Origin of the sequence: Mycobacterium sp. IS-1264 (assembly GCF_001954195.1) — a bacterium.
Lineage (GTDB): Bacteria > Actinomycetota > Actinomycetes > Mycobacteriales > Mycobacteriaceae > Mycobacterium.
In genome coordinates, this window is record NZ_MBES01000058.1 from 24,762 (window position 1) to 50,442 (window position 25,681).

General features: G+C 67.2%; 25 protein-coding genes. 19 read left to right on the top strand and 6 right to left on the bottom strand.

All coding sequences use genetic code 11. The features are described 5' to 3' along the window. The first annotated feature begins 31 nt into the window (after positions 1-31). From A5744_RS12610 to A5744_RS12635, 6 genes are all read left to right on the top strand, one after another. Positions 32-3,982 carry a DNA-directed RNA polymerase subunit beta' gene (locus A5744_RS12610; protein WP_076061454.1) on the top strand — a complete coding sequence of 1,317 codons (3,951 nt, stop codon included), beginning with the start codon at positions 32-34 and terminating at the stop codon, positions 3,980-3,982. A gap of 136 nt (positions 3,983-4,118) precedes the next feature. After that, positions 4,119-4,871, top strand: coding sequence for a deoxyribonuclease IV (locus tag A5744_RS12615; protein ID WP_076061456.1), 753 nt, complete (start codon positions 4,119-4,121; stop codon positions 4,869-4,871). 62 nt (positions 4,872-4,933) lie between these two features. Beyond that, entirely contained in the window at positions 4,934-6,562 is a 1,629-nt protein-coding gene (locus A5744_RS12620) for an acyl-CoA dehydrogenase family protein (RefSeq protein WP_076061730.1), read from the top strand. Continuing rightward, on the top strand, positions 6,559-7,497 hold the full coding sequence (locus A5744_RS12625) for a crotonase/enoyl-CoA hydratase family protein (RefSeq protein WP_076061458.1): 939 nt from the start codon (positions 6,559-6,561) through the stop codon (positions 7,495-7,497). The genes A5744_RS12620 and A5744_RS12625 overlap by 4 nt, the downstream gene beginning before the upstream one ends. Before the next feature lie 2 nt (positions 7,498-7,499). Continuing rightward, positions 7,500-8,222: a PaaX family transcriptional regulator C-terminal domain-containing protein gene (locus tag A5744_RS12630; protein WP_076061460.1), complete on the top strand. Its 723-nt coding sequence runs from the start codon at positions 7,500-7,502 to the stop codon at positions 8,220-8,222. After that, on the top strand, positions 8,219-8,986 hold the full coding sequence (locus A5744_RS12635; RefSeq protein ID WP_076061462.1) for a crotonase/enoyl-CoA hydratase family protein: 768 nt from the start codon (positions 8,219-8,221) through the stop codon (positions 8,984-8,986). Before A5744_RS12630 ends, A5744_RS12635 begins: the two co-directional genes overlap by 4 nt. 23 nt (positions 8,987-9,009) lie before the next feature. Here the strand turns inward: A5744_RS12635 and A5744_RS12640 are convergent, their stop codons facing one another. Together A5744_RS12640 and A5744_RS12645 are read right to left on the bottom strand one after the other, a co-directional pair. Continuing rightward, on the bottom strand, positions 9,010-9,492 hold the full coding sequence (locus A5744_RS12640) for a DUF3060 domain-containing protein (RefSeq protein ID WP_076061732.1): 483 nt from the start codon (positions 9,490-9,492) through the stop codon (positions 9,010-9,012). Positions 9,493-9,513: 21 nt separating this feature from the next. Next, complete coding sequence (locus A5744_RS12645; RefSeq protein ID WP_076061463.1) at positions 9,514-9,882, bottom strand: DUF3060 domain-containing protein; 369 nt, start codon at positions 9,880-9,882, stop codon at positions 9,514-9,516. 190 nt (positions 9,883-10,072) lie between these two features. On the opposite strand from A5744_RS12645, the gene A5744_RS12650 reads away from it, so the two are divergent. The 9 genes from A5744_RS12650 (at position 10,073) to A5744_RS12690 (ending at position 19,191) form a co-directional block, all read left to right on the top strand. Next, complete coding sequence (locus A5744_RS12650; protein WP_076061465.1) at positions 10,073-10,720, top strand: TetR/AcrR family transcriptional regulator; 648 nt, start codon at positions 10,073-10,075, stop codon at positions 10,718-10,720. Positions 10,721-10,906: 186 nt separating this feature from the next. Beyond that, on the top strand, positions 10,907-11,281 hold the full coding sequence (rpsL, locus tag A5744_RS12655; RefSeq protein WP_003879423.1) for a 30S ribosomal protein S12: 375 nt from the start codon (positions 10,907-10,909) through the stop codon (positions 11,279-11,281). Next, complete coding sequence (gene rpsG / locus A5744_RS12660) at positions 11,281-11,751, top strand: 30S ribosomal protein S7 (protein WP_076061467.1); 471 nt, start codon at positions 11,281-11,283, stop codon at positions 11,749-11,751. Before rpsL ends, rpsG begins: the two co-directional genes overlap by 1 nt. 91 nt (positions 11,752-11,842) lie before the next feature. Beyond that, the gene (fusA, locus tag A5744_RS12665; protein WP_076061468.1) at positions 11,843-13,948 is read left to right on the top strand and encodes an elongation factor G; all 2,106 of its coding nucleotides are present in this window, start codon (positions 11,843-11,845) and stop codon (positions 13,946-13,948) included. Positions 13,949-14,043: 95 nt separating this feature from the next. After that, positions 14,044-15,234, top strand: coding sequence for an elongation factor Tu (tuf, locus tag A5744_RS12670; protein WP_076061470.1), 1,191 nt, complete (start codon positions 14,044-14,046; stop codon positions 15,232-15,234). 181 nt (positions 15,235-15,415) lie between these two features. Then, positions 15,416-16,189 carry a PE family protein gene (locus A5744_RS25225; protein WP_083662963.1) on the top strand — a complete coding sequence of 258 codons (774 nt, stop codon included), beginning with the start codon at positions 15,416-15,418 and terminating at the stop codon, positions 16,187-16,189. Between the two features lie 90 nt (positions 16,190-16,279). Then, on the top strand, positions 16,280-17,098 hold the full coding sequence (locus A5744_RS12680) for an SHOCT domain-containing protein (RefSeq protein ID WP_076061472.1): 819 nt from the start codon (positions 16,280-16,282) through the stop codon (positions 17,096-17,098). Positions 17,099-17,147: 49 nt separating this feature from the next. After that, positions 17,148-17,975: a mycofactocin-coupled SDR family oxidoreductase gene (locus tag A5744_RS12685; protein WP_076061473.1), complete on the top strand. Its 828-nt coding sequence runs from the start codon at positions 17,148-17,150 to the stop codon at positions 17,973-17,975. A 25-nt stretch (positions 17,976-18,000) separates the two neighbouring features. Continuing rightward, positions 18,001-19,191, top strand: coding sequence for an FAD-dependent oxidoreductase (locus A5744_RS12690; RefSeq protein WP_076061475.1), 1,191 nt, complete (start codon positions 18,001-18,003; stop codon positions 19,189-19,191). Here the strand turns inward: A5744_RS12690 and A5744_RS12695 are convergent. The 4 genes from A5744_RS12695 to mftR all read right to left on the bottom strand — a co-directional run bounded on the left by A5744_RS12695 (position 19,188) and on the right by mftR (position 22,678). Further along, on the bottom strand, positions 19,188-20,450 hold the full coding sequence (locus A5744_RS12695; RefSeq protein WP_076061476.1) for a VOC family protein: 1,263 nt from the start codon (positions 20,448-20,450) through the stop codon (positions 19,188-19,190). The two genes, A5744_RS12690 and A5744_RS12695, sit on opposite strands and share 4 nt — an antisense overlap. Then, positions 20,447-20,968 carry a sigma-70 family RNA polymerase sigma factor gene (locus A5744_RS12700; RefSeq protein ID WP_076061733.1) on the bottom strand — a complete coding sequence of 174 codons (522 nt, stop codon included), beginning with the start codon at positions 20,966-20,968 and terminating at the stop codon, positions 20,447-20,449. The genes A5744_RS12695 and A5744_RS12700 overlap by 4 nt, the downstream gene beginning before the upstream one ends. Before the next feature lie 67 nt (positions 20,969-21,035). Beyond that, positions 21,036-22,085: a DUF2332 family protein gene (locus A5744_RS12705; protein WP_076061478.1), complete on the bottom strand. Its 1,050-nt coding sequence runs from the start codon at positions 22,083-22,085 to the stop codon at positions 21,036-21,038. Then, positions 22,082-22,678, bottom strand: coding sequence for a mycofactocin system transcriptional regulator (gene mftR, locus A5744_RS12710; protein ID WP_170874481.1), 597 nt, complete (start codon positions 22,676-22,678; stop codon positions 22,082-22,084). Before mftR ends, A5744_RS12705 begins: the two co-directional genes overlap by 4 nt. 98 nt (positions 22,679-22,776) lie before the next feature. On the opposite strand from mftR, the gene mftA reads away from it, so the two are divergent. From mftA to mftD, 4 genes are read left to right on the top strand one after another with little or no spacing between them, the layout of a single operon-like run. Beyond that, positions 22,777-22,866 (top strand): mycofactocin precursor MftA, encoded by a 90-nt coding sequence (mftA, locus tag A5744_RS12715; RefSeq protein WP_076061738.1) that lies wholly within the window; start codon positions 22,777-22,779, stop codon positions 22,864-22,866. Between the two features lie 5 nt (positions 22,867-22,871). Further along, positions 22,872-23,144, top strand: a complete 273-nt coding sequence (mftB, locus tag A5744_RS12720; protein WP_170874482.1) for a mycofactocin biosynthesis chaperone MftB — start codon at positions 22,872-22,874, stop codon at positions 23,142-23,144. Then, positions 23,141-24,334, top strand: a complete 1,194-nt coding sequence (gene mftC / locus A5744_RS12725) for a mycofactocin radical SAM maturase (protein ID WP_076061482.1) — start codon at positions 23,141-23,143, stop codon at positions 24,332-24,334. Before mftB ends, mftC begins: the two co-directional genes overlap by 4 nt. 1 nt (position 24,335) lies before the next feature. Next, a complete protein-coding gene (gene mftD / locus A5744_RS12730; protein WP_076061484.1) occupies positions 24,336-25,532 on the top strand; it encodes a pre-mycofactocin synthase MftD in 1,197 nt (398 codons plus the stop codon). Positions 25,533-25,681 lie beyond the last annotated feature (149 nt).

Here is a 25,681-nt window from a genome sequence, read left to right on the forward strand (position 1 = left end):
TTACTAAACCCGCAAGGGGAAAGGGAGTTACGTGCTCGACGTCAACTTCTTCGATGAACTCCGTATCGGCTTGGCCACCGCGGAGGACATCAGGCAATGGTCTTACGGCGAGGTCAAGAAGCCGGAGACGATCAACTACCGCACGCTGAAGCCTGAGAAGGACGGCCTGTTCTGCGAGAAGATCTTCGGACCGACTCGCGACTGGGAGTGCTACTGCGGCAAGTACAAGCGCGTCCGCTTCAAGGGCATCATCTGTGAGCGCTGTGGCGTCGAGGTGACCCGCGCCAAGGTGCGCCGCGAGCGGATGGGTCACATCGAGTTGGCCGCTCCGGTGACGCACATCTGGTACTTCAAGGGTGTGCCCTCGCGCCTGGGGTACTTGCTCGACCTCGCGCCGAAGGATCTCGAGAAGATCATCTACTTCGCCGCGTACGTGATCACCTCCGTCGACGAGGAGATGCGGCACAACGAGCTGTCCACGCTCGAAGCCGAAATGGTGGTGGAGCGCAAGGGCGTTGAGGACCAGCGCGACGCCGAGCTGGAGGCCCGTGCGCAGAAGCTCGAAGCCGACTTGGCCGAGCTGGAGGCCGAGGGCGCCAAGGCCGACGCCAGGCGCAAGGTTCGCGACGGCGGCGAGCGGGAGATGCGCCAGATCCGTGACCGCGCCCAGCGTGAGCTGGACCGGCTGGAGGACATCTGGAGCACCTTCACCAAGCTGGCTCCCAAGCAGCTGATCGTCGACGAGAACCTCTACCGCGAACTGGTCGACCGCTACGGCGAGTACTTCACCGGCGCCATGGGCGCGGAGTCGATCCAGAAGTTGATCGAGAACTTCGACATCGACGCCGAGGCCGACTCGCTGCGTGACGTCATCCGAAACGGCAAGGGGCAGAAGAAGCTTCGTGCGTTGAAGCGCCTCAAGGTGGTCGCCGCGTTCCAGCAGTCGGGCAACTCGCCGATGGGCATGGTGCTCGATGCCGTCCCGGTGATCCCGCCGGAGCTGCGCCCGATGGTGCAGCTCGACGGTGGCCGGTTCGCCACCAGCGACCTCAACGACCTGTATCGCCGCGTGATCAACCGGAACAACCGGCTCAAGAGGCTGATCGACCTCGGTGCGCCCGAGATCATCGTCAACAACGAGAAGCGGATGCTGCAGGAGTCCGTGGACGCGCTGTTCGACAATGGCCGTCGCGGCCGCCCGGTCACCGGGCCGGGTAACCGCCCGCTGAAGTCGCTGTCGGATCTGCTCAAGGGCAAGCAGGGCCGGTTCCGCCAGAACCTGCTCGGTAAGCGCGTCGACTACTCGGGCCGTTCGGTCATCGTGGTCGGCCCGCAGCTCAAGCTGCACCAGTGCGGTTTGCCCAAGCTGATGGCGCTCGAGCTGTTCAAACCGTTCGTGATGAAGCGGCTCGTCGACCTCAATCACGCGCAGAACATCAAGAGCGCCAAGCGGATGGTGGAGCGTCAGCGTCCCCAGGTGTGGGATGTCCTCGAAGAGGTCATCGCCGAGCACCCGGTGCTGCTGAACCGCGCGCCCACCCTGCACCGGCTGGGTATCCAGGCCTTCGAGCCGATGCTGGTGGAAGGTAAGGCGATTCAGCTGCACCCGTTGGTGTGTGAGGCGTTCAACGCCGACTTCGACGGTGACCAGATGGCCGTGCACCTGCCGTTGAGTGCGGAGGCGCAGGCCGAGGCGCGCATCCTGATGCTGTCCTCGAACAACATCCTGTCGCCCGCGTCGGGCCGGCCGCTGGCCATGCCCCGACTGGACATGGTGACCGGGCTGTACTACCTGACCACCGAGGTCGAGGGCGACACCGGCGAATACGTCCCCGCCGCCAAGGACCGTCCGGAGACCGGCGTGTACGCCTCGCCCGCCGAGGCGATCATGGCGGCCGACCGCGGCGTGCTGTCGGTGCGGGCCAAGATCAAGGTGCGGCTGACCCAGCTGCGTCCGCCCGCCGAGCTCGAGGCCGAGCTGTTCGGCGAGTCCGGCTGGCAGCCGGGTGACGCATGGATGGCCGAGACCACGCTTGGTCGGGTGATGTTCAACGAGCTGCTGCCGCTGGGGTATGCGTTCGTGAACAAGCAGATGCACAAGAAGGTGCAGGCCTCCATCATCAACGACCTGGCCGAGCGCTACCCGATGATCGTGGTCGCGCAGACCGTCGACAAGCTCAAGGACGCCGGTTTCTATTGGGCGACCCGCAGTGGTGTCACGGTGTCGATGGCCGACGTGTTGGTGCCGCCGCGCAAGAAGGAGATCCTCGACCAGTACGAGGAGCGGGCCGACAAGGTCGAAAAGCAGTTCCAGCGTGGTGCTTTGAACCACGACGAGCGCAACGAGGCGCTCGTGGAGATCTGGAAGGAAGCCACCGACGAGGTGGGTCAGGCGCTGCGGGAGCACTACCCCGCCGACAACCCGATCATCACCATCGTCGACTCGGGTGCAACGGGTAACTTCACGCAGACCCGAACGCTGGCCGGCATGAAGGGTCTGGTGACCAACCCGAAGGGCGAGTTCATCCCGCGTCCGGTCAAGTCGTCGTTCCGCGAGGGCCTGACCGTGTTGGAGTACTTCATCAACACTCACGGCGCTCGAAAGGGCTTGGCGGACACCGCGTTGCGTACCGCCGACTCGGGTTACCTGACCCGGCGCCTGGTGGATGTCTCTCAGGACGTCATCGTCCGCGAGCACGACTGCGAGACCGAGCGCGGCATCGTGGTCGAGCTGGCCGAGATCCAGCCCGATGGCACCCTGATCCGCGACCCGTACATCGAAACCTCGGCGTACGCACGGACTTTGGGCACCGACGCGGTCGACAAGGACGGCAACGTCGTCGTCGCTCGCGGCGAGGACCTGGGTGACCCGGAGATCGACGCGCTGCTGGCGGCCGGCATCACATCGGTCAAGGTGCGCTCGGTGCTGACGTGCACCACGGGCACCGGCGTCTGTGCGACCTGCTACGGGCGCTCCATGGCCACCGGCAAGCTGGTGGACATCGGCGAGGCCGTCGGCATCGTCGCCGCCCAGTCCATCGGTGAGCCCGGCACGCAGCTGACCATGCGCACCTTCCACCAGGGTGGTGTCGGTGAGGACATCACCGGTGGTCTGCCACGCGTGCAGGAGCTGTTCGAGGCCCGCGTGCCGCGCGGCAAGGCGCCGATCGCCGACGTCACCGGCCGGGTCCGTCTCGAGGACGGTGAGCGCTTCTACAAGATCACCATCGTTCCCGACGACGGCGGCGAGGAAGTCGTCTACGACAAGCTCTCCAAGCGGCAACGGTTGCGTGTGTTCAAGCACGACGACGGTTCCGAGGGAGTGCTGTCCGACGGTGACCACGTCGAGGTGGGCCAGCAGCTGATGGAAGGCTCGGCCGACCCGCACGAGGTGCTGCGCGTGCAGGGCCCCCGCGAGGTGCAGATCCACCTGGTCCGCGAGGTCCAGGAGGTCTACCGCGCACAGGGTGTGTCGATCCACGACAAGCACATCGAGGTGATCGTTCGCCAGATGCTGCGCCGGGTCACCATCATCGACTCGGGCGCGACGGAGTTCCTGCCCGGCTCGCTGATCGAGCGTGCGGGGTTCGAGGCGGAGAACCGCCGCGTGGTGGCCGAGGGCGGCGAGCCCGCCGCCGGCCGTCCGGTGCTGATGGGCATCACGAAGGCGAGCCTCGCCACCGACTCGTGGCTGTCCGCGGCGTCGTTCCAGGAGACCACGCGAGTGCTGACCGACGCGGCGATCAACTGCCGCAGCGACAAGCTCAACGGTCTCAAGGAGAACGTGATCATCGGAAAGCTGATCCCGGCCGGTACCGGTATCAACCGCTACCGCAACATCCAGGTGCAGCCCACCGAGGAGGCCAGGGCCGCGGCGTACACGATCCCGTCCTACGAGGATCAGTACTACAGCCCGGACTTCGGCCAGGCCACCGGCGCCGCCGTTCCGCTGGACGACTACGGCTACAGCGACTACCGGTAGTCAGTGCGAAAAAGCCCCCGCCGTGTGCGGGGGCTTTTTCGTGCGCCGAACGTGTAGTGGCTGCGACTTTTCGGGCGAAATATCGCACTGAGTGCACGCTCGCCACCCGTCGCAACCCCTCACTACACTGGCCGACGTGCTCATCGGTTCACACGTCCACCAAGACGATCCCCTGGCCGCCGCTCAGGCGGACGGCGCCGACGCGGTGCAGTTCTTCCTCGGCAACCCGCAGAGCTGGAAGAAGCCGAAGCCGCGCGACGACGCCGCGGCGCTCAAGGCGTCGACCATCCCGCTGTACGTCCACGCGCCGTACCTCATCAACGTCGCATCGGCCAACAACCGCATCCGCATCCCGTCGCGAAAGATATTGCAGGACACCTGCGACGCCGCCGCCGCAATCAACGCGACGGCGGTGATCGTGCACGGCGGCCACGCCGACGACAACGACATGGAGGCCGGCTTCGAGCGCTGGGTAAAGGCGCTGGACTACCTCGAAACGGATGTGCAGGTGTACCTGGAGAACACCGCGGGCGGTGACCACGCGATGGCCCGCCACTTCGACACGATCGGACGGCTCTGGGATCACATCGGAGACAAGGGAATTGGCTTCTGTCTGGACACCTGCCATGCCTGGGCCGCGGGCGAGGAGCTGGTCGACGCGGTCGACCGGATCAGGGCCCTGACCGGTCGCATCGATCTGGTGCACTGCAACGACTCACGGGACGCGGCGGGCTCGGGCGCCGACCGCCACGCCAACCTGGGCAGCGGCCAGATCGATACCGACCTTCTCGTGGCGGCGGTCAAGGCCGCCGATGCGCCGGTGATCTGCGAAACCGCCGACGCGGGCCGCAAGGACGACATCGCCTTCCTGCGGGAGAAGACCACCTAGTCAAAGCCTCAGCCGCTATTACACCTCTTGTGCGGCTGTCGGAAAAATGTAACATGGACGGCATGCCCGATACCCATGCCGTCACCAACCAGGTTCCCCCGCTGGAGAACTACAACCCCGCGACGTCCGCCGTCCTCGTCGAGGCCCTGATCCGCGAGGGCGGGCAATGGGGCATCGACGAGGTGACGGAGGTGGGCGCGATCGCGGGTAGCCGCGAAGCCCAGCGCTGGGGTGAGCTCGCCGACCGCAACCGGCCCATCCTGCACACCCACGACCGCTACGGTCACCGCATCGACGAGGTCGAGTACGACCCGGCCTACCACGAGCTCATGCGCACCGCGATCGGGCACGGCCTGCACGCCGCGCCGTGGGCCGACGAGCGGCCGGGCAACCATGTGGTGCGAGCCGCCAAGATGTCGGTCTGGAATGTCGAGCCCGGACACACCTGCCCGGTCTCGATGACCTACGCCGTCGTCCCGGCGCTGCGCTACAACCCGGAATTGGCGTCGGTTTACGAGCCGTTGCTGACCAGTCGCGAATACGACCCCGAACTCAAGCTGGCCACGACCAAGCGGGGCATCACGGCCGGCATGTCGATGACGGAGAAGCAAGGCGGTTCCGACGTGCGCGCCGGCACCACCGAGGCAACCCCCAACGGCGACGGCAGCTACAGCCTGACCGGTCACAAATGGTTCACCTCGGCGCCGATGTGCGACATCTTCCTGGTGCTCGCGCAGGCCCCGGGCGGTCTGTCCTGCTTCCTGCTGCCGCGGATACTGCCCGACGGCAGCCGCAACCGAATGTTCTTGCAGCGCCTCAAGGACAAGCTCGGCAACCACGCCAACGCCTCGAGCGAGGTCGAATACGACGGCGCCATCGCGTGGTTGGTGGGCGAGGAGGGCCGCGGCGTGCCGACCATCATCGAGATGGTCAACCTCACCCGGCTGGACTGCACCCTGGGCAGCGCCACCAGCATGCGCACCGGCCTGACCCGTGCCATCCACCACGCCCAGCACCGAAAGGCGTTCGGCGCCTACCTGATTGACCAGCCGTTGATGCGCAATGTGCTGGCCGACCTGGCGGTGGAGGCCGAGGCCGCCACCATCGTCGCGATGCGGATGGCCGGTGCCACCGACAAGGCGCTGCGCGGGGACGAAAGGGAGGCGTTGCTGCGCCGCATTGGCTTGGCGGCCAGCAAGTACTGGGTGTGCAAGCGCGCCACCCCGCATGCCGCCGAGGCGCTGGAATGCCTAGGCGGCAACGGCTATGTCGAGGACTCGGGCATGCCGCGCCTGTTCCGTGAGGCGCCGCTGATGGGCATCTGGGAGGGCTCGGGCAATGTCAGTGCGCTGGACACGTTGCGCGCCATGGCAACTCGCCCCGAATGCGTCGAGGTGCTGTTCGCCGAACTCGACGAAAGCACCGGCCAGGATCCGCGACTGGGCCGCCACGTCGAGGGGCTGCGGCAAGACCTGACCGACCTGGACACAATCGGTTATCGCGCCCGTAAGGTGGCCGAGGACATCTCGCTGGCGCTGCAGGGGTCGCTGCTGGTGCGCCACGGCCATCCCGCCGTCGCCGAGGCCTTCCTGGCCACCCGGCTAGGCGGCCAGTGGGGTGGTGCGTACGGCACCATGCCGACCGGCCTGGACCTCGCGCCCATCCTCGAGCGTGCTCTAGTAAAGGGATGACTCACGCCATCAGGCCTGTCGATTTCGACAACCTGAAGACGATGACCTACGAGGTCACCGACCGGGTTGCCCGCATCACCTTCAACCGGCCCGAGAAGGGCAACGCCATCGTCGCCGACACCCCGCTGGAGCTCTCTGCGTTGGTGGAGCGTGCCGATCTCGACCCGAACGTGCATGTCATCCTCGTGTCCGGTCGGGGTGAGGGTTTCTGCGCCGGCTTCGACCTGTCCGCCTATGCCGACCGGACCGGTTCGGCCGGCGGGACGGGCGCGTACGCGGGCACGGTGCTCGACGGCAAGACGCAGGCGGTCAACCACCTGCCGGATCAGCCGTGGGACCCGATGATCGACTACCAGATGATGAGCCGCTTCGTGCGCGGCTTCTCCAGCCTGATGCATGCCGACAAGCCGACTGTGGTCAAGGTCCACGGCTACTGCGTGGCCGGCGGCACCGACATCGCGCTGCACGCCGACCAGGTGATCGCCGCCGCCGACGCCAAGATCGGCTACCCGCCGACGCGGGTGTGGGGGGTCCCGGCGGCAGGCCTGTGGGCGCACCGGCTAGGTGACCAGCGCGCCAAACGCCTTCTGCTGACCGGTGATTGCATCACCGGTGCGCAAGCCGCCGAATGGGGCCTGGCCGTCGAGGCGCCCGATCCGAAAGACCTCGACGAGCGCACCGAGCGGCTGGTGGAGCGGATCGCCGCGGTTCCGGTCAACCAGCTGATCATGGTCAAGCTCGCGCTGAATTCCGCTCTGCTGCAACAGGGTGTGGCGACCAGCAGGATGGTCAGCACCGTGTTCGACGGTGTTGCCCGGCATACGCCGGAGGGCCACGCCTTCGTCGCCGATGCGGTCGAGCACGGCTTCCGGGACGCGGTCAAGCATCGCGACGAGCCCTTCGGGGACTACGGCCGTCAGGCGTCACAGGTGTAGCCATGCCCAACATGACGGCGCGTTCGGTGGTGCTCAGTGTGCTGCTCGGCGCCCACCCCGCCTGGGCCACGGCCAGCGAATTGATCAGGCTGACAAATGATTTCGGCATCAAGGAGGCGACGTTGCGGGTCGCCCTGACTCGCATGGTCGGCGCCGGCGACCTGATCCGCTCCGCCGACGGCTACCGGCTTTCGGATCGCCTGTTGGCCCGCCAGCGCAGGCAGGACGATGCCATCGATCCACGGGTCCGGGCCTGGCGCGGAGACTGGGTCCTCCTGATCGTGACCAGCGTGGGCAACGATGCGCGTACCAGAGCGGCGCTGCGAACCGCCATGCACAGCAAGCGCTTTGGCGAACTTCGCGAGGGCGTTTGGATGCGGCCGGACAACCTGGAGCTGGACCTGGATCGCAAGCTCGAAGCCCAGGTGCGGACGCTGACGGCGCGCGACGACGCCCCGGCCGAGCTGGCCGGGCGGTTGTGGGATCTGCCCGCGTGGGCGCACACCGGGCACCGGCTGCTCGACGAGATGGCCGCCGCCCCGGACGTTCCCGCCCGCTTCATGGTGGCCGCTGCGACCGTGCGGCACCTGCTCACCGATCCCGTGCTGCCCGACGAATTGCTGCCGTCCGACTGGCCGGGTGCCCGGCTGCGCGCGGCGTACCACGACTTCGCCGCCGAGCTACTCAAGCGACGCGAACCGACCCAACTCCAGGAGGCGACATGAGTGACCCGGTGCGAGTGGAGCGCAATGGCCCGGTGACGACGGTGATCATCAACCGGCCGGAGGCGCGCAACGCCGTCAACGGTCCGACGGCCGCGGCGCTGTACGCGGCTTTCGAGCAATTCGACCGCGACGATTCGGCGTCGGTGGCCGTGCTGTGGGGCGATGGCGGAACCTTTTGCGCGGGAGCCGATTTGAAATCCTTCGGCACGGCGGAAGCCAACGCGGTGCACCGGACCGGTCCCGGCCCGATGGGCCCGTCGCGAATGGTTCTTTCCAAGCCGGTGATCGCCGCGGTCAGCGGTTACGCCGTGGCCGGGGGTTTGGAGTTGGCGTTGTGGTGCGACATGCGGGTGGCCGAGGAGGACGCCGTGTTCGGCGTCTTCTGCCGCCGCTGGGGCGTGCCGCTGATCGATGGCGGCACCGTGCGGCTGCCGCGGCTGATCGGGCACAGCCGGGCCATGGACATGATCCTCACCGGCCGCGGTGTCAAAGCCGACGAAGCGCTCGCGATGGGATTGGCGAATCGGGTTGTGCCCAACGGCCGGGCCCGGCAGGCGGCCGAGGACTTAGCAGCCGAATTGGCCGCCCTGCCGCAGCAGTGCCTGCGCTCGGATCGGCTGTCGGCGCTGCATCAGTGGGGCCTGCCGGAATCCGCGGCGCTGGACGGCGAATTCGCCAGCATTTCCCGGGTCGCCGCGGAGGCGCTAGAGGGGGCGGGCCGATTCGCCGGGGGAGCAGGCCGACACGGCGCGCCCGCGAATTAGGGAGGCCGTCAACAGCTTTCGCCTCAGCCGCCCTTGTTGATGGTGTTGCCGGAGCCGTGGTTTGAGACCTTTGGATCGCCGTCTTTATAGGTGATGGTGTTGTCGGTTCCTAGCACTGTGAGTTTGGTGTTGATCTTGTCGATCGTGATCTTGTTGTTGGCGCCGCCGATGTCTACCTTCTCGCAGGTGCCGGTCACGGTCAGCGTGTTGTTCGAACCGAGCACGTTCAGCGATTTGCCGCTGGCGCAGTCGAGCGTGGCAGTGGTTCCCATCGATCCGTAGTTCAGCGTGTTGCCGATCTCGACCGATGCGGTCGTGCTCGCGCCGCTGGTGCTCGTGGCACCCGCGCTCGTCGTCGTGGTCGCGCTGCTCGCGGTCGTCGTGGCGGATCCGCCGGGCGGGTTGGCCGTCGAACTACAGCCGGCCAGCACCAGGGCCGCGAGCGCGGGCGCCAGCGCGAAGGCGGCCAGGCCGCGTGGGTGCTCAATGTTCAGGGCTGCACGCATCATTCGTCGATTCCCCTTGTCTCAGGCGGGCACCTGCTGGAGCCGGTTGGTCATGCCCAGTTCGCGGCCGCGGTCCCACAGTATCGGCGCACCGTTGTGGTAGAAGACCGTCTGGTTGTAGCCGTACACGGTGATGTCGTGCGTCACCGAGTCCGCGATGACGGTATTGCCCGAACCCATCACGGTCACGGCCCAACAGTTGCCCATCGCGTTGACGGTGTTGTTGGTGCCGTTGACGATCAGGGTGGCGTCATTGCAGTCCAGCGTCTGCTCGACGCCCTGGCCGACGACGTGGGTGTCGCCGTTCTTGGCGTGGGCCGGGGGTACCCCGGCGCCCAGCGAAACGATGACACAGGTTGCAAGCGACCCGGCGACAGTTGTCCACCTCACTGCCGGCCCCCTTCGCTTCGGCTGATGTTCGCTGGACTGAGCGTACGTGCATTTGCCTGCTCGATGGCAGACTTTTTTCTCCCACATCGCCGCGCCGGCGCCCCGGCCTGGCCGGAGCCGTTTCGCGCCGCCGTCAACTAGAGTCATTAGTTGACCTCCAACCGTTCAGTGAAATCGAGGTGCGGTCGCCATGACAGCTCAGCCGGAACAACCGCCAGCCGGCGGGCGACAACGCGCCGGGAGGTCCGCCTCCCGTCCGGCCAAGCTGAGCCGCGACGGCATCGTCGACGGCGCGCTGACCTTCCTGGACCGGGAGGGCTGGGACTCGCTGACCATCAACGCGCTCGCGACGCAGCTGGGCACCAAGGGCCCGTCGCTCTACAACCACGTGGACAGCCTGGAGGACCTGCGGCGCGCGGTGCGGATCCGGGTCATCGACGACATCATCACGATGCTGAACCGCGTCGGCGAGGGGCGAGCCCGCGACGACGCGGTGCTGGTCATGGCCGGTGCCTACCGCAGCTACGCCCACCACCATCCGGGGCGCTACTCGGCGTTCACCAGGATGCCGCTGGGCGGCGACGACCCCGAGTACACCGCCGCCACCCGCAACGCGGCCGCGCCCGTGATCGCGGTGCTGTCCTCCTACGGACTGGACGGGGAGGAGGCGTTCTACGCGGCGCTCGAATTCTGGTCCGCGCTGCACGGCTTCGTGTTGCTGGAAATGACCGGTGTGATGGACGACATCGACACGGATGCGCTGTTCTCCGACATGGTGCTGCGCCTCGCGACGGGCCTGGAAAGGCGGACGGCGCACAAGGGCGCGAACCCGACCTAAGCCACTTTGACCTGCACGACCAGCGGCGGGTATTGTGGTTGCTCGTGCCTGGCGGCTTACGGCGCCTGACGTAAGGAAGTGGATGCCGGGCGAATTCGCATGTCCACGATGCAACGGATGAATCCGGTGCTGAGCGCATGCGACACCACCCGTGCTAGCAAGACGCCGAACACAGAAAGCCGGTAGATGCCAACCATTCAGCAGCTGGTCCGCAAGGGTCGTCGGGACAAGATCGGCAAGGTCAAGACCGCGGCTCTGAAGGGCAGCCCGCAGCGCCGTGGCGTATGCACCCGCGTGTACACCACCACCCCGAAGAAGCCGAACTCGGCCCTTCGCAAGGTTGCGCGCGTGAAGCTGACGAGCCAGGTCGAGGTCACCGCCTACATCCCCGGCGAGGGCCACAACCTGCAGGAGCACTCGATGGTGCTGGTGCGTGGTGGCCGAGTCAAAGACCTGCCCGGTGTGCGGTACAAGATCATCCGCGGTTCGCTCGACACCCAGGGCGTCAAGAACCGCAAGCAGGCTCGCAGCCGTTATGGCGCCAAGAAGGAGAAGAGCTAATGCCGCGCAAGGGGCCCGCGCCCAAGCGTCCGCTGGTCAACGACCCTGTCTACGGATCGCAGCTGGTCACTCAGCTGGTCAACAAAGTTCTGCTCAAGGGGAAGAAATCGCTGGCCGAGCGCATTGTTTATGGAGCGCTCGAACACGCCCGGGACAAGACCGGCACCGATCCCGTCATCACCCTCAAGCGTGCTCTGGACAACGTCAAGCCCGCCCTGGAGGTGCGCAGCCGCCGCGTCGGTGGTGCGACCTACCAGGTGCCCGTCGAGGTGCGGCCGGACCGGTCCACCACGCTGGCGCTGCGCTGGCTTGTCAGCTTCTCGCGGCAGCGCCGGGAGAAGACCATGATCGAGCGGCTGGCAAACGAGATCCTGGATGCCAGCAACGGCCTCGGGGCCTCCGTCAAACGGCGTGAGGACACCCACAAGATGGCCGAGGCAAACCGCGCGTTTGCGCACTATCGCTGGTAGGGGCCGGAACGGCGCCAACCGGCAGTGCTGCCGGCCGGGCGCAAACCGACAGCGAATTAACTAAGCAACCGGAAAGAGTGGGAAGACTTCTGTGGCTCAGAAGGACGTGCTGACCGACCTGAGCAAGGTCCGCAACTTCGGCATCATGGCGCACATCGATGCCGGCAAAACGACGACCACCGAGCGGATCCTGTACTACACCGGCATCAACTACAAGATCGGTGAGGTCCATGACGGCGCCGCCACCATGGACTGGATGGAGCAGGAGCAGGAACGCGGAATCACCATCACCTCCGCGGCCACGACGACGTTCTGGAAAGACAACCAGCTCAACATCATCGACACCCCGGGACACGTCGACTTCACCGTCGAGGTGGAGCGCAACCTGCGCGTGCTCGACGGGGCCGTTGCCGTGTTCGACGGCAAGGAGGGTGTCGAGCCGCAGTCCGAGCAGGTCTGGCGGCAGGCCGACAAGTACGACGTCCCCCGCATCTGCTTCGTCAACAAGATGGACAAGATCGGTGCGGACTTCTACTTCTCGGTCCGCACGATGGAGGAGCGCCTCGGCGCCAACGCGGTGCCGATCCAACTGCCGATCGGCTCGGAGAACGAGTTCGAGGGCATCGTCGACCTGGTCGAGATGAACGCCAAGGTGTGGCGCGGTGAGACGAAGCTCGGCGAGACCTACGACACCGTCGAGATCCCGGCCGACCTGGCCGAAACGGCCGAGGAATACCGGACCAAGCTGCTCGAGGTCGTCGCGGAGACGGACGAGGAGCTGCTGGAGAAGTACGTCGGCGGCGAGGAGATCACCGTCGACGAGATCAAGGCCGCGATTCGCAAGCTGACCATCGCGTCGGAGATCTACCCCGTGCTGTGCGGCAGCGCGTTCAAGAACAAGGGCGTGCAGCCCATGCTCGACGCCGTCGTGGACTATCTGCCCTCACCGCTGGACGTGCCGCCGGCCGTCGGCCACGCGCCGGGCAAGGAGGACGAGGAGGTCGTGCGCAACGCGACGACCGACGAGCCGTTCTCCGCGCTGGCGTTCAAGATCGCCACGCACCCGTTCTTCGGCAAGCTGACCTACATCCGCGTCTACTCGGGCACCGTCGAGTCCGGCAGCCAGGTCATCAACGCCACCAAGGGCAAGAAGGAGCGGCTGGGCAAGCTGTTCCAGATGCACTCCAACAAGGAGAACCCGGTCGAGCGCGCGTCGGCGGGTCACATCTACGCGGTGATCGGCCTCAAGGACACCACCACCGGTGACACCCTGAGCGACCCGAACCAGCAGGTCGTGCTGGAGTCGATGACCTTCCCCGCCCCGGTGATCGAGGTGGCCATCGAGCCCAAGACCAAGAGCGACCAGGAGAAACTGTCCCTGTCGATCCAGAAGCTCGCCGAAGAGGACCCGACGTTCAAGGTGCACCTCGATTCCGAGACCGGCCAGACCGTGATCGGCGGCATGGGCGAGCTGCACCTGGACATACTCGTGGACCGGATGCGCCGCGAATTCAAGGTCGAGGCCAACGTCGGCAAGCCGCAGGTGGCCTACAAGGAGACCATCAAGCGCGTCGTGCAGAACGTCGAGTTCACCCACAAGAAGCAGACGGGCGGCTCGGGCCAGTTCGCGAAGGTCATCATCAACCTCGAGCCGTTCACCGGCGAAGACGGTGCGACCTACGAGTTCCAGAACAAGGTCACCGGTGGCCGCATCCCGCGCGAGTACATCCCGTCGGTGGATGCCGGTGCGCAGGACGCCATGCAGTACGGCGTGCTGGCCGGGTACCCGCTGGTGAACCTGAAGGTCACCCTGCTCGACGGCGCGTACCACGAGGTCGACTCTTCGGAGATGGCGTTCAAGATCGCGGGGTCGCAGGTACTGAAAAAGGCTGCGGCGCAAGCCCAGCCGGTGATCCTCGAACCGATCATGGCGGTCGAAGTGACCACACCCGAGGACTACATGGGTGACGTGATCGGCGACCTGAACTCCCGCCGTGGCCAGATCCAGGCCATGGAGGAGCGGGCCGGTGCGCGCGTCGTTCGGGCACACGTGCCGCTGTCCGAGATGTTCGGCTATGTCGGCGACCTGAGGTCCAAGACGCAAGGCCGGGCGAACTACTCCATGGTGTTCGACAGCTACGCCGAAGTCCCGGCGCAGGTGTCGAAGGAGATCATTGCGAAGGCGACGGGCGAGTAGACAAAACGCTACGAGTAAGCTGACGCGGTCACCGCGGCACAACGGAAATCATCAACACTGCTTAACAAGCACCAAACAAGTCGGAGGACACAAAAGTGGCGAAGGCGAAGTTCCAGCGGACCAAGCCCCACGTCAACATCGGGACCATCGGTCACGTTGACCACGGCAAGACGACCCTGACCGCGGCTATCACCAAGGTCCTGCATGACAAGTTTCCGGACCTGAACGAGTCGAAGGCGTTCGACCAGATCGACAACGCTCCCGAGGAGCGTCAGCGCGGTATCACGATCAACATCGCGCACGTCGAGTACCAGACCGACAAGCGCCACTACGCGCACGTCGACGCCCCTGGTCACGCTGACTACATCAAGAACATGATCACCGGTGCCGCCCAGATGGACGGCGCGATCCTGGTGGTCGCCGCGACCGACGGCCCGATGCCGCAGACCCGCGAGCACGTGCTGCTGGCCCGCCAGGTCGGTGTGCCTTACATCCTGGTGGCCCTGAACAAGGCCGACGCCGTGGATGACGAGGAGCTGCTCGAGCTGGTCGAGATGGAGGTCCGCGAACTGCTGGCCGCCCAGGAGTTCGACGAGGAGGCCCCGGTGATCCGGGTCTCCGCGCTCAAGGCGCTCGAGGGCGACGCCAAGTGGGTCGAGTCCGTCGAGGAGCTGATGGCCGCGGTCGACGAGTCGATTCCGGACCCGGTCCGCGAGACCGACAAGCCGTTCCTGATGCCCGTCGAGGACGTCTTCACGATCACCGGCCGCGGCACCGTGGTCACCGGTCGTGTCGAGCGCGGCGTGATCAACGTGAACGAGGAAGTCGAGATCGTCGGCATCCGCCCGGAGACCACCAAGACCACGGTCACCGGCGTGGAGATGTTCCGCAAGCTGCTCGACCAGGGCCAGGCCGGCGACAACGTCGGGCTGTTGCTGCGTGGCATCAAGCGTGAGGACGTCGAGCGCGGCCAGGTCGTGACCAAGCCCGGCACCACCACGCCGCACACCGAGTTCGAGGGCCAGGTCTACATCCTGTCCAAGGACGAGGGCGGCCGGCACACGCCGTTCTTCAACAACTACCGTCCGCAGTTCTACTTCCGCACCACCGACGTGACCGGTGTGGTGACGCTGCCGGAGGGCACCGAGATGGTGATGCCCGGTGACAACACCAACATCACGGTGAAGCTGATCCAGCCCGTCGCCATGGACGAGGGTCTGCGATTCGCGATCCGCGAGGGTGGCCGCACCGTCGGCGCCGGCCGGGTCGTCAAGATCATCAAGTAAGTCTGTTCCGCAAAGCCCGGATTGCCGCTCTCGGCAGTCCGGGCTTTGTGCGTTCCGGCCTGGGACGAAGCTGGCCAAAAAGTCGCAAAAGCCCGGGTAGGGGCCTACGATTTGGTTTGTCCAGTCTGCGGTTGGCGGCCGGGTGTTTTCCTGACCGCCGTGGCCTGGTCGGAGGGTCCAGATGTCGTATGTAAACGCGACGCCCGCATACGTGGCGGCGGCGGCATCCGACTTGGCCAACATCGCCTCCACGATCGGTTCAGCAAACGCCGCCGCGGCGGTGCCGACGTCCAGCGTGCTGCCGCCCGGCGCCGACGAGGTCTCGGCGAGCATCGCCGCGTTGTTCGGCACACACTCCCAGGTCTACCAGCAGCTCAGCGCCCAGGCGGCGCTGTTCCATCAGCAGTTCGTGCAGTTGATGAGTTCCAGTGGGGCCGAGTACGCGGCCACCGAGGCCGCAAATGCGGGGCCCCTGCAGGCCGCCGGGCAAACCGCTCTGGGAACCGTGGGCTCGGCGGGTTCGATGGTGGCCGGGGTGCCGGCGGCGGCGACGGCCGGGCTGACGGGCGCACCGGCGGCCGCGGCACCGGCGGCAAACCTGGCGGCGGCGGTGTCGCCGGCGCCCGCGGGCCCGGCGGCGCCCCCAGCGGCGGCCGCCCCGCTCGCGGCGACTCCGGTGCGGCCCGGGCCGCTGGCCCCGGCCGGCGCGCCGCCGGGGGCGGTGCAGCCGGAAACCCATTCCCCGACGCAGGCGACGCTCGTGCACAGCACCCAGCCCGCCGCGGGCGCGGAGGCGGAAACGCCGGAGGCCCCGCCGGCCTCGGCGATGCCGGCACCGCTCGCCGCGTCGGCGGCGGCATCCGCCGCTGTTTCGCCGGCAAAGCGTGCTTTTTCTCCGGCGGCGGGAGCAGGGGCGTCGTTCACGGGGCAGCCGGCGCACCAGGCGCCGCAGTGACACCCGGACGGGGTTTGCACGGATGACGCGCGCCGGGGGGACCGCGGGCGTTAATCTGGCACGGATTCCCAGCAAGGCGAGGAGAGACACGTGTTTGCGCGCTACCTGAAGACCCAGTTAGTGGTGTTGCTGTGCGGCGGCCTGGTTGGGCCGATCTTTTTGGTCGTCTACTTCACGATGGGGCTGGGCAGCCTGCTGTCGTGGATGTTCTATGTCGGCCTACTCATCACGGTGGCCGATGTGTTGATCGCGCTCTGGCTGACCAATTTCGGGGAGAAGTCGGCCGCCAAGACCGCCGAACTCGAGCAGCACGGGGTGCTGGCGCTCGCTCAAATCACCGGACTGACCGAAACGGGAACCCGGATCAACGAGCAACCGCTGGTGAAGGTGGACCTGCACATCGCCGGGCCCGGATTCGTGCCGTTCGACAGCCAGGACCGCGTGATCGCCAGCGTGACCCGGCTGGGCAACCTCACCGCGCGCAAGCTCGTCGTCCTGGTCAACCCCACCACCCAGGAATACCGGATCGACTGGGAGCGAAGCGCTTTGGTCAACGGGTTGGTGCCCGCCCAATTCACCGTCGCCGAAGACAACCGGACCTACGACCTCAGCGGGCAGGCCGGCCCGCTGATGGAGATTTTGCAGATCCTCAAGGCCAACAACGTCCCGATCAATCGGATGGTCGACATCCGGTCGAATCCGGCATTGCGGCAGCAGATCCAGGCCGTGGTGCGCCGGGCGGCCGAACAGCAGCCACAACCCGCGGGCGCGGGCGCACCGGCCCCTCCGCCACCGCCGCAAGCGTCGATCGCCGACCGGCTCGCCGAGCTCGAGAAGCTGCGGGCCAGCGGTGCCCTGAGCGACGAGGAGTACACCAACCGGCGGACTCAGATCATCTCGGAGATCTGAATCTCGGCCGAGTTAGAACACGTTCCAGTTTCGCTGCTAGCCTGTCTTCGTGGCTGCACAGGTTGGATCACTACAAGGACGGGTGGCATTCGTCACCGGCGCCGCCCGCGCCCAGGGGCGCTCGCACGCAGTGCGACTGGCCCGCGAGGGCGCCGACATCATCGCGCTCGATATCTGCGCGCCGGCGTCGGACACCCTGACCTACACGCCGGCCACGCCCGAGGATCTCACCGAGACCGTCCGCCTGGTGGAAGCCGAGGGACGCAAGGTGCTGGCCCGCGAGGTGGACATCCGCGACGACACCGCCCTGCACCAACTGGTGGCCGACGGCATCGAACAATTCGGCCGCCTCGACGTTCTGGTCGCCAACGCCGGTGTACTGGGCTGGGGCCGGGTCTGGGAACTCACCGATGAGCAGTGGGACACCGTCATCGGGATCAACCTGACCGGCACCTGGCGCACGCTGCGCGCCACGATCCCGGCGATGATCGAGGCCGGCAACGGGGGATCCATCATCGTCGTCAGCTCGTCGGCGGGCATCAAAGCGACGCCCGGCAACGGCCACTACGCCGCCAGCAAGCACGGGCTGACCGCGCTGACCAACACCCTGGCGATCGAGCTCGGCGAATACGACATCCGGGTCAACTCCATCCACCCGTACTCGGTCGATACCCCGATGATCGAGCCGGAGGCGATGATGGAGATCTTCGCCAAGCACCCCCGCTTCGTGCACAGCTTTCCGCCAATGCCGTTGCAGTACAAGGGGTTCATGACGGCCGACGAGGTATCCGACGTCGTGGTGTGGCTCGCCGGCGACGGCTCGGGCACGTTGTCGGGCACCCAGATCCCCGTCGACAAGGGTGCCCTGAAGTACTAGCGGGCCAGCGTGGTAAGAACTCCACGTGACCGAAAAGGGCTTCGAAAAGGGGGTCGTGATCGTCGGCGGCGGGCTCGCCGGTGCGCGGACGGCCGAGCAACTGCGTCGATCCGACTACTCCGGTCGCATCACCATCGTCAGCGACGAGGTTCACCTGCCCTACGATCGCCCGCCGTTGTCCAAGGAAGTACTGCGCAAAGAGGTCGACGACGTCGCCCTCAAACCGCGCGAGTGGTACGACGAGAACGACATCACGCTGCGGTTGGGCTCGGCCGCCACACGCCTCGACACGACCGCGCAGACCCTGACCCTCGACGACGGCACAGAGCTGGGCTACGACGAGCTCGTCATCGCGACCGGCCTGGTGCCGCGGCGCATTCCGGCGTTCCCCGACCTCGAGGGCATTCGGGTGCTGAGATCGTTCGACGAGAGCATGGCCCTGCGCCAGCACGCATCGCAGGCGCAGCGGGCCGTGGTCATCGGCGCCGGCTTCATCGGCTGTGAGGTCGCGGCGAGCCTGCGCAGCCTGGGCGTCGACGTGGTGCTGGTCGAGCCGCAGCCGACCCCACTGGCATCGGTGCTCGGCGAGCAGATCGGTGAGCTGGTGGCGCGGTTGCACCGCGACGAAGGTGTCGACGTTCGCCTCGGTGTCAGCGTGGCGGAAGTGCGTGGGGATTCCCGCGTCGACACCGTGGTACTCACCGACGGCACCGAACTGGCGGCCGACCTGGTGGTGGTCGGCATCGGCTCACGACCGGCGACCGAGTGGCTCGAGGGCAGCGGCGTCGAGGTCGACAACGGCGTCATCTGCGACGAGGCCGGGCGCACCAGCGCGCCCAACGTGTGGGCGCTGGGCGACGTCGCCTCGTGGCGCGATGCAACGGGACACCAAGCGCGCGTGGAACATTGGAGCAACGTCGCCGACCAGGCCCGGGTGGTGGTGCCGGCGATGCTCGGCCAGGACATGCCGTCCGCCGTGGTCGTCCCGTACTTCTGGAGCGACCAGTACGACGTCAAGATTCAGTGCCTGGGCGAGCCGGAGGCCACCGACATCGTGCACGTGGTCGAGGACGACGGGCGCAAGTTCCTGGCCTACTACGAGCGCGACGGGGTCGTCGTCGGCGTGGTGGGCGGCGGGATGCCCGGCAAGGTAATGAAGGTCCGGGCCAAGATCGCCGCCGCGACACCCATCTCGGAAATTCTGAATCCCGCCTAGAACTCGCCCAGGTAGAAGCGGGCGCCCTGATCGTCGACGCATTCGGCGGAGACGCCGTACGGCTGACGGGCCGGCTCGGCCAGCACGGTGCCGCCCGCTTCCCGCACGCGTGCGACGGCCACCTCGATGTCCGCCACCGTCCACATCGGCACGGTGATCGAACCGCGGCCGCCGCCGGCGGCACCGGCCATCGGATGCGTTCCCACCACCTGCCAGCCGTCCGCAATTCGGCCGGGTTCGAATGTCCAACCCAGCACCCGCCCGTAGAAATCGCGGAAGCCGGCCGAATCCGGCACCTCGTAGGTGACATACGACAGCTCGCCGGGTCCAGATCCGTTGAGTTCCGGGCGCTTTTGCCCCGCGGCCGGTTGGTACACCGCGAACGGCGCACCCTGTGGGTCGGTGGCGTCGAGCACGGTGCCATAGCCGGTGTCACGGATTTCGCCCGGGACCCCACCCGCCGCGGCGATCGCCGTCCGGGCGGCCGTTACGTCGTCGACGGCGTAGCAGCAGAACAGGGTGGGCGGTCCGGTGCTGGCCGAAATCCCCGTCGGCAGTTCGGTATTCGTGACCTGATGTGCCGCGGGATCGTATGCCCAGCCCAGCACGTGACCGTAGAAGGCGGCCGCCCGCTCGGCGTCGGGGACCCACACCGAGACGTAACCGATGTCGCCGTGGCGGATGCCGGCAACCGTCGGGCCGGACAGCATCCAGCGATGGCCGAACGGGTCGATGATGGTGGCGCTGCGCGACCCGTAGTTCTCGTAGATCTCGCGTTGGACGGCGGCGCCGTGTTCACGCGCCTTCTGCAGGGCCGCATCGGTGTCATCGACGCGCAGCATCAGGCTGACCGAAACCGAGCCGGGCACAGGCGCTTTGAGCCCGAGCTCGGGATACTCGTCGGCGAGATACAGCACGCCGCCCGCGATCGCCAGTTCCGCGTGACCAATTCGCCCGTCGTCCATCACAATTGGTTCGCCAACCACCGCCGCGCCGAAAGCGTCCGTGTACCAGGCGATGGCCGCACGCGCGTCCGCCACACTGAGGTAGGGCAACGCCGCCGGGCGCGGATCCCGCTGGGGCGTGGACGGTTCGGTCAACTCGGAAATTGTGCTAGCGGTACCGCTCATGACAACTCCTTCCGGAAGGGATAGTGCGGATTCCAGCCGGCGGCGCAGCCGGGCGGCGAACGCCGGATCGGGTTGGACCGGAAGGTCATCGGTGTGCAGCACGCTCAATGGATCGTTGAGTTGACTCACGACGTGCCTCCTTCCGGATATTGCTGTCTGAAAGCGCGCCGGGCGCGGACCAGGAGCGCCTCGGTGGCATGGACGGTGCGGCCGATGAGCTCGGCGCATTCGGGCACCGAGCAGTCGTCCATGTAGCGCAGCACGAGCACCGTGCGATGGGGCTCTGCCAGCCGGGCCAGCACCGCTTCGGCGATCATGCGATCCAGCTCGGCGTCCCAGTCGTCGGCTGCCGCAGCACCGACCGGTTCGGGTGGCTCGGCCATCGGCACCGTCGGCCGGGCCGCCCGGCGCCGATAGTGGTCGGCCAGCTTGTGCCGCGCCACGCCGAGCAACCACGGCACCGAGATCGCCGGCGCGTCGCTCCTGCGCGCGGCGTCCATCGCCGCGAGGAACGTCTCCGACGTCAGGTCCTCGGCCGCATCGCCACAGCGACGGGCGAAGTAGCCGTACACCACCGGCAACGCCTCGTCGTACAGCGCCAACAGCTCGCGTCGAGGATCCGATCGGTGGTCCGCTTCGGCGCTCACACCCTCATCGTCGTCGCGGCTGGCCAAACTCCGACGGGGTGTGCGCGAAAATCTTTGGCGATTGCCTCTATTGCCAGTTCACCGGCGGGCCGTGCGGATGGCATTCGCCCAGAATGTCCAGCTCGCCACCCGGCCAGCGACGGGCCCGCACCAGGAACTTGACGGGTGTGCCGGGCCCGTCGCGCGTGGGTTCCAGGGTCAGGTGGGCGAACGGCGCGGAGGCGGTGGCACGCGCTCCGAGCGCGTCGACGCCGCTGCGAATCGTGGCGCGTTCGTCGGCGGCGAGATATTGCCAGGTGATCGAATGCCACAGCACGGTCAGCGCGCCGTCGGCCAGCGTCAGATCCGCGACCGCGTCGCCGGCCCGCCGGCGGTGCAGTCGCGCGGGCACCGCGCGCGCGACGGCGATGGCGCCGCGCAGCCGATCCAGCCGGGCGGCCTGGTCGGGCCAGACGTAGCTCAGCGCGGTCATTTCCCCGTCGGCCGCGGTGACGTCAATGGGCGCGATGTCGTAGCCGTGGCGCTCCACGATCCGCACCGTGCCATCGGGCGGCGGCCGCCCGCGCCAGGCGTCGTCGATGGTCACCGGCGAGCCGACCGGTCCCCACCCGCCGCCGGCGTAGCGGTAGTGGTAGTGGTCGGCACGCAGGTTCAGCCCGGCGCTCGATCCGATCTCGAAAAGCCTTACCGGCAAAGCGAATCCGCGATCCAGCCGCAGCAGGCCGCCGATCAGTGCGGCGGAGCGGCCCACCTCGTTGGTCTGCGGTGGTTGGGCGAGCGCATCGCGCAGTGCGTCGGCATGGTCGCCCGCGACGTGGGTGATTGCGGGCCACGCGGGTTCGGCGTCCCAGGTGCCGCCGGTGCTGGGATACCAGCGGCGCAACTCCGCGGCCCGGCCGTCGATCACCAACCGGTGCAGGCCGCCCAGCAGCCGAAGCGGCACGGCTTCACGCGCCGGATCGTCTTCGTGGCCGGCGAGGATGCTCGCGAATACACCCCCGGCCTCGACGTCGGCGGCCACGAGTTCGAACAGCTCGTCGTACATCTGGGATCCCGACGCGCCGCAGAACCGCCCCTGCGACCGCAGGGTGTGCACCAGGTGCTCGGTGCCGCTCATCGCCCAAGCCTCCCCAGTCCGGCGCCGACGACGTCGAAGGCGTTGCCGAGCGCGGTCGGCAACGTGACGGATCCGTCGCCCAGCCAATGCTCGTAGGCCGACAGCGCGACGGCGAGCATGCTCCAGGCGACCGTCTGGGGCAGCAGGTCGGTCGTCTTGAGGCCCGAGCGCCGGGCGACGAATTCGGCGATCACCTCGCGCCAGCCGGCGTACATCGTCATCGAATAGGCCTGCAGTTCCGGCGTTTGCAGGATGACCCGCATGCGCTGGCGGTGCCGGACGCTCTCGGACTCGTCAAAAGTGTTGAAGGCCAACAGCGCTGCGCGCAGCGCCCGGCCCAGCGGGACGCGCGGGTCGACGTTGTCCAGCAGATCCCGTAGGTGCGCGAGGTGGATATCGAACTCGCCCCAGGGGATGGCGTTCTTGGACGCGTAGTAGCGAAACAGCGTGCGGCGGGAGATGCCGGCGGCCTGCGCGACGTCGTCGACGCTCACCTCGGCGAAACCCCGGGCGGTGAACAACTCGATGGCGACTTCGGTGATGTGTTCCGGTGTCGTCGAGCGGCGCCGGCCCACCCGCGACTGCGGCAGCATCAGACCCGCCCTTCCATTTCGGCACTCGATGCCATATTCTGACGACGATTGTGACAAGATCGACGATCGTTGTCGAGACCTGACGAGAGGCAATGCACATGGACCGCGAGACCGACACGGACACCGAGCTCGTTACCGAGACTCTGGTCGAAGAGGTGTCCATCGACGGGATGTGCGGGGTCTACTGACTCCCGTGCTCGACCCCGACCGCGGCTGGCGGTTGCACCCGCAGGTGGCGGTTCGCCCGGAACCCTTTGGCGCACTGCTGTATCACTTCGGCACCCGCAAGCTGTCCTTTCTGAAGAGCCGCACCATTCTCGAGGTGGTGCGGACGCTGGCCGACCATCCGGACGTCCGGTCCGCCTGCCGCGCGGCCGGGGTGGACGACTCGGGCCAGCAGCCGTATTTGCACGCGCTGGGTGTGCTCGCCGAATCCAACATGCTGGTGCCTCAGGAGGCTTCATGACGCTGGCCGTACCGCGACTTATCGAGCAATTCGAGCATGGCCTGGACGCCCCCATCTGCCTGACCTGGGAGCTGACGTACGCGTGCAACCTGGCCTGCGTGCACTGCCTGTCCTCCTCGGGCAAGCGGGACCCGCGCGAATTATCCACCCGTGACTGCATGGACATCATCGACGAGCTGGAGCGCATGCAGGTGTTCTACGTCAACATCGGCGGCGGGGAACCCACTGTGCGGCCTGATTTTTGGGAGCTCGTCGACTACGCCACCGCGCACCACGTCGGCGTCAAGTTCTCCACCAACGGGGTCCGGATCACGCCGGAGGTCGCCGCGCGGTTGGCGGCCAGCGACTACGTCGACGTCCAGATTTCGCTCGACGGTGCCACCGCCGAGGTCAACGACGCCGTCCGCGGGCCGGGGTCGTTCGCGATGGCGGTGCGGGCGCTGGAGAACCTGGCCGCCGCGGGCTTCCGTGACGCGAAGATCTCCGTCGTGGTGACCCGGCACAACGTCGACCAGCTCGACGAATTCGCCGCGCTGGCAAGCCGTTACGGCGCGACCCTGCGGATCACCCGGCTCCGTCCGTCGGGGCGCGGCGCGGACGTCTGGGACGAGCTGCACCCCACCGCCGCCCAGCAGGTGCAGCTCTACGACTGGCTGGTCGCCAAGGGGGAGAAGGTGCTCACCGGCGACTCGTTCTTTCATCTGTCGCCGCTCGGCTCCTCCGGCGCCCTGGCCGGCCTCAACATGTGCGGGGCCGGGCGGGTGGTCTGCCTGATCGACCCGGTGGGCGACGTGTACGCCTGCCCGTTCGCCATTCACGATCGCTTCCTCGCGGGAAACGTGTTGTCCGACGGCGGTTTTGACAACGTCTGGAAGAACGCCCCACTGTTTCGCGAGTTGCGTGAGCCGCAGTCCGCGGGCGCGTGTGGCAGTTGCGGGCACTACGACAGCTGCCGGGGCGGGTGCATGGCGGCGAAGTTCTTCACGGGCCTGCCGCTGGACGGCCCGGATCCAGAATGCGTCCAAGGGCACAGCGTCGCGGCGCTGGACCGGACGCGCGAAACACCCCGGCCCCGGGCCGACCACTCGCGCGGGGTGCGCCAGCCGGTGCCGTTGACACTGACCATGCGACCTCCGGCCCAAACGCCGGCAAATCCGCCGGCGCGCCTTTGCAACGAAAGCCCGCTATAAAATGGCCGACGAATGGTTTGAAACGGTCGCCATCGCGCAGCAACGCGCTAAGCGGCGGCTACCAAGATCCGTTTATTCCTCGCTGATTTCAGCGAGCGAAAAAGGAATTACGGTCTCCGACAATGTCGAAGCCTTCAGTGAGCTGGGCTTTGCACCGCATGTGATCGGTGCGCAAGAAAAGCGTGACCTGTCGACCACCGTTATGGGACAAGATATTTCGCTGCCAGTAATCATCTCGCCGACCGGCGTGCAGGCGGTTGACCCCGACGGTGAGGTTGCTGTCGCGCGTGCTGCGGCCGCGCGAGGAACGGCGATGGGGCTTTCGTCGTTTGCTAGCAAACCCATCGAAGATGTCGTCGCAGCAAACCCCAAAGTCTTCTTCCAGGTGTATTGGCTCGGCGGGCGGGACGCGATCGCCGAGCGGGTGGAACGGGCGCGCCAGGCCGGCGCGGTCGGGCTGATCGTCACCACCGACTGGACGTTCTCGCATGGCCGCGACTGGGGCAGCCCCAAGATTCCCGAGGCGATGAACCTGCGGACCATCCTGCGGTTGTCGCCCGAGGCGATCCTGCGGCCGCGCTGGCTCTGGAAGTTCGGCAAGACGGGCAGGCCACCGGAGCTGCGGGTGCCGAACCAGGGCCGCCGCGGCGAGCCCGGGCCGCCGTTCTTCGCCGCCTACGGGGAATGGATGTCGACGCCGCCGCCGACCTGGGAGGACATCGCCTGGCTACGGGAACTGTGGGGTGGGCCGTTCATGCTCAAGGGCGTGATGCGCGTCGACGACGCGAAAAGAGCCGTGGACGCGGGTGTTTCGGCGATATCGGTGTCCAACCACGGCGGCAACAACCTCGACGGTACGCCGGCGTCGATCCGCGCCCTGCCCGCGGTGGTCGCCGCGGTCGGCGACCAGGTGGAGGTGTTGCTGGACGGTGGCATCCGGCGGGGCAGCGACGTCGTCAAGGCGGTGGCCCTGGGGGCGCGCGCCGTGATGATCGGCCGCGCCTATCTGTGGGGCCTCGCGGCGGCCGGCCAGACCGGCGTCGAAAACGTTCTCGACATCCTGCGCGCGGGCATCGACTGCGCGCTGATGGGCCTCGGCCACTCCTCTGTGCACGCGTTGGGTCCGGACGATGTCGTGGTGCCCGCCGGTTTCACGCGGGCGCTGGGAGTTCCGGGTGCGCGGGACGCGCGGGCCTAATTCGGGTCAAACCGGGCAGCTTTCCCCACATAGTTGACGTGAAAATCGTGGTACCGACGTGGCGACCGTGACGGACGAGCCGAAAATCGCACCGATCGGTGAACGGCCGAGAAAAAAATTTGCTTTGAACGTACAACAATTGGTGCACG

Coding starts and splice junctions, on each gene's coding strand:
- A5744_RS12620 (WP_076061730.1), top strand. CDS start 4,934: ATGCCCGATACCCATGCCGTCACCAACCAGGTTCCCCCGCTGGAGAAC.
- A5744_RS12625 (WP_076061458.1), top strand. CDS start 6,559: ATGACTCACGCCATCAGGCCTGTCGATTTCGACAACCTGAAGACGATG.
- A5744_RS12630 (WP_076061460.1), top strand. CDS start 7,500: ATGCCCAACATGACGGCGCGTTCGGTGGTGCTCAGTGTGCTGCTCGGC.
- A5744_RS12635 (WP_076061462.1), top strand. CDS start 8,219: ATGAGTGACCCGGTGCGAGTGGAGCGCAATGGCCCGGTGACGACGGTG.
- A5744_RS12640 (WP_076061732.1), bottom strand. CDS start 9,492: ATGCGTGCAGCCCTGAACATTGAGCACCCACGCGGCCTGGCCGCCTTC.
- A5744_RS12650 (WP_076061465.1), top strand. CDS start 10,073: ATGACAGCTCAGCCGGAACAACCGCCAGCCGGCGGGCGACAACGCGCC.
- rpsL (WP_003879423.1), top strand. CDS start 10,907: ATGCCAACCATTCAGCAGCTGGTCCGCAAGGGTCGTCGGGACAAGATC.
- rpsG (WP_076061467.1), top strand. CDS start 11,281: ATGCCGCGCAAGGGGCCCGCGCCCAAGCGTCCGCTGGTCAACGACCCT.
- A5744_RS25225 (WP_083662963.1), top strand. CDS start 15,416: ATGTCGTATGTAAACGCGACGCCCGCATACGTGGCGGCGGCGGCATCC.
- A5744_RS12705 (WP_076061478.1), bottom strand. CDS start 22,085: ATGAGCGGCACCGAGCACCTGGTGCACACCCTGCGGTCGCAGGGGCGG.
- mftR (WP_170874481.1), bottom strand. CDS start 22,678: ATGCTGCCGCAGTCGCGGGTGGGCCGGCGCCGCTCGACGACACCGGAA.
- mftA (WP_076061738.1), top strand. CDS start 22,777: ATGGACCGCGAGACCGACACGGACACCGAGCTCGTTACCGAGACTCTG.
- mftC (WP_076061482.1), top strand. CDS start 23,141: ATGACGCTGGCCGTACCGCGACTTATCGAGCAATTCGAGCATGGCCTG.
- mftD (WP_076061484.1), top strand. CDS start 24,336: ATGGCCGACGAATGGTTTGAAACGGTCGCCATCGCGCAGCAACGCGCT.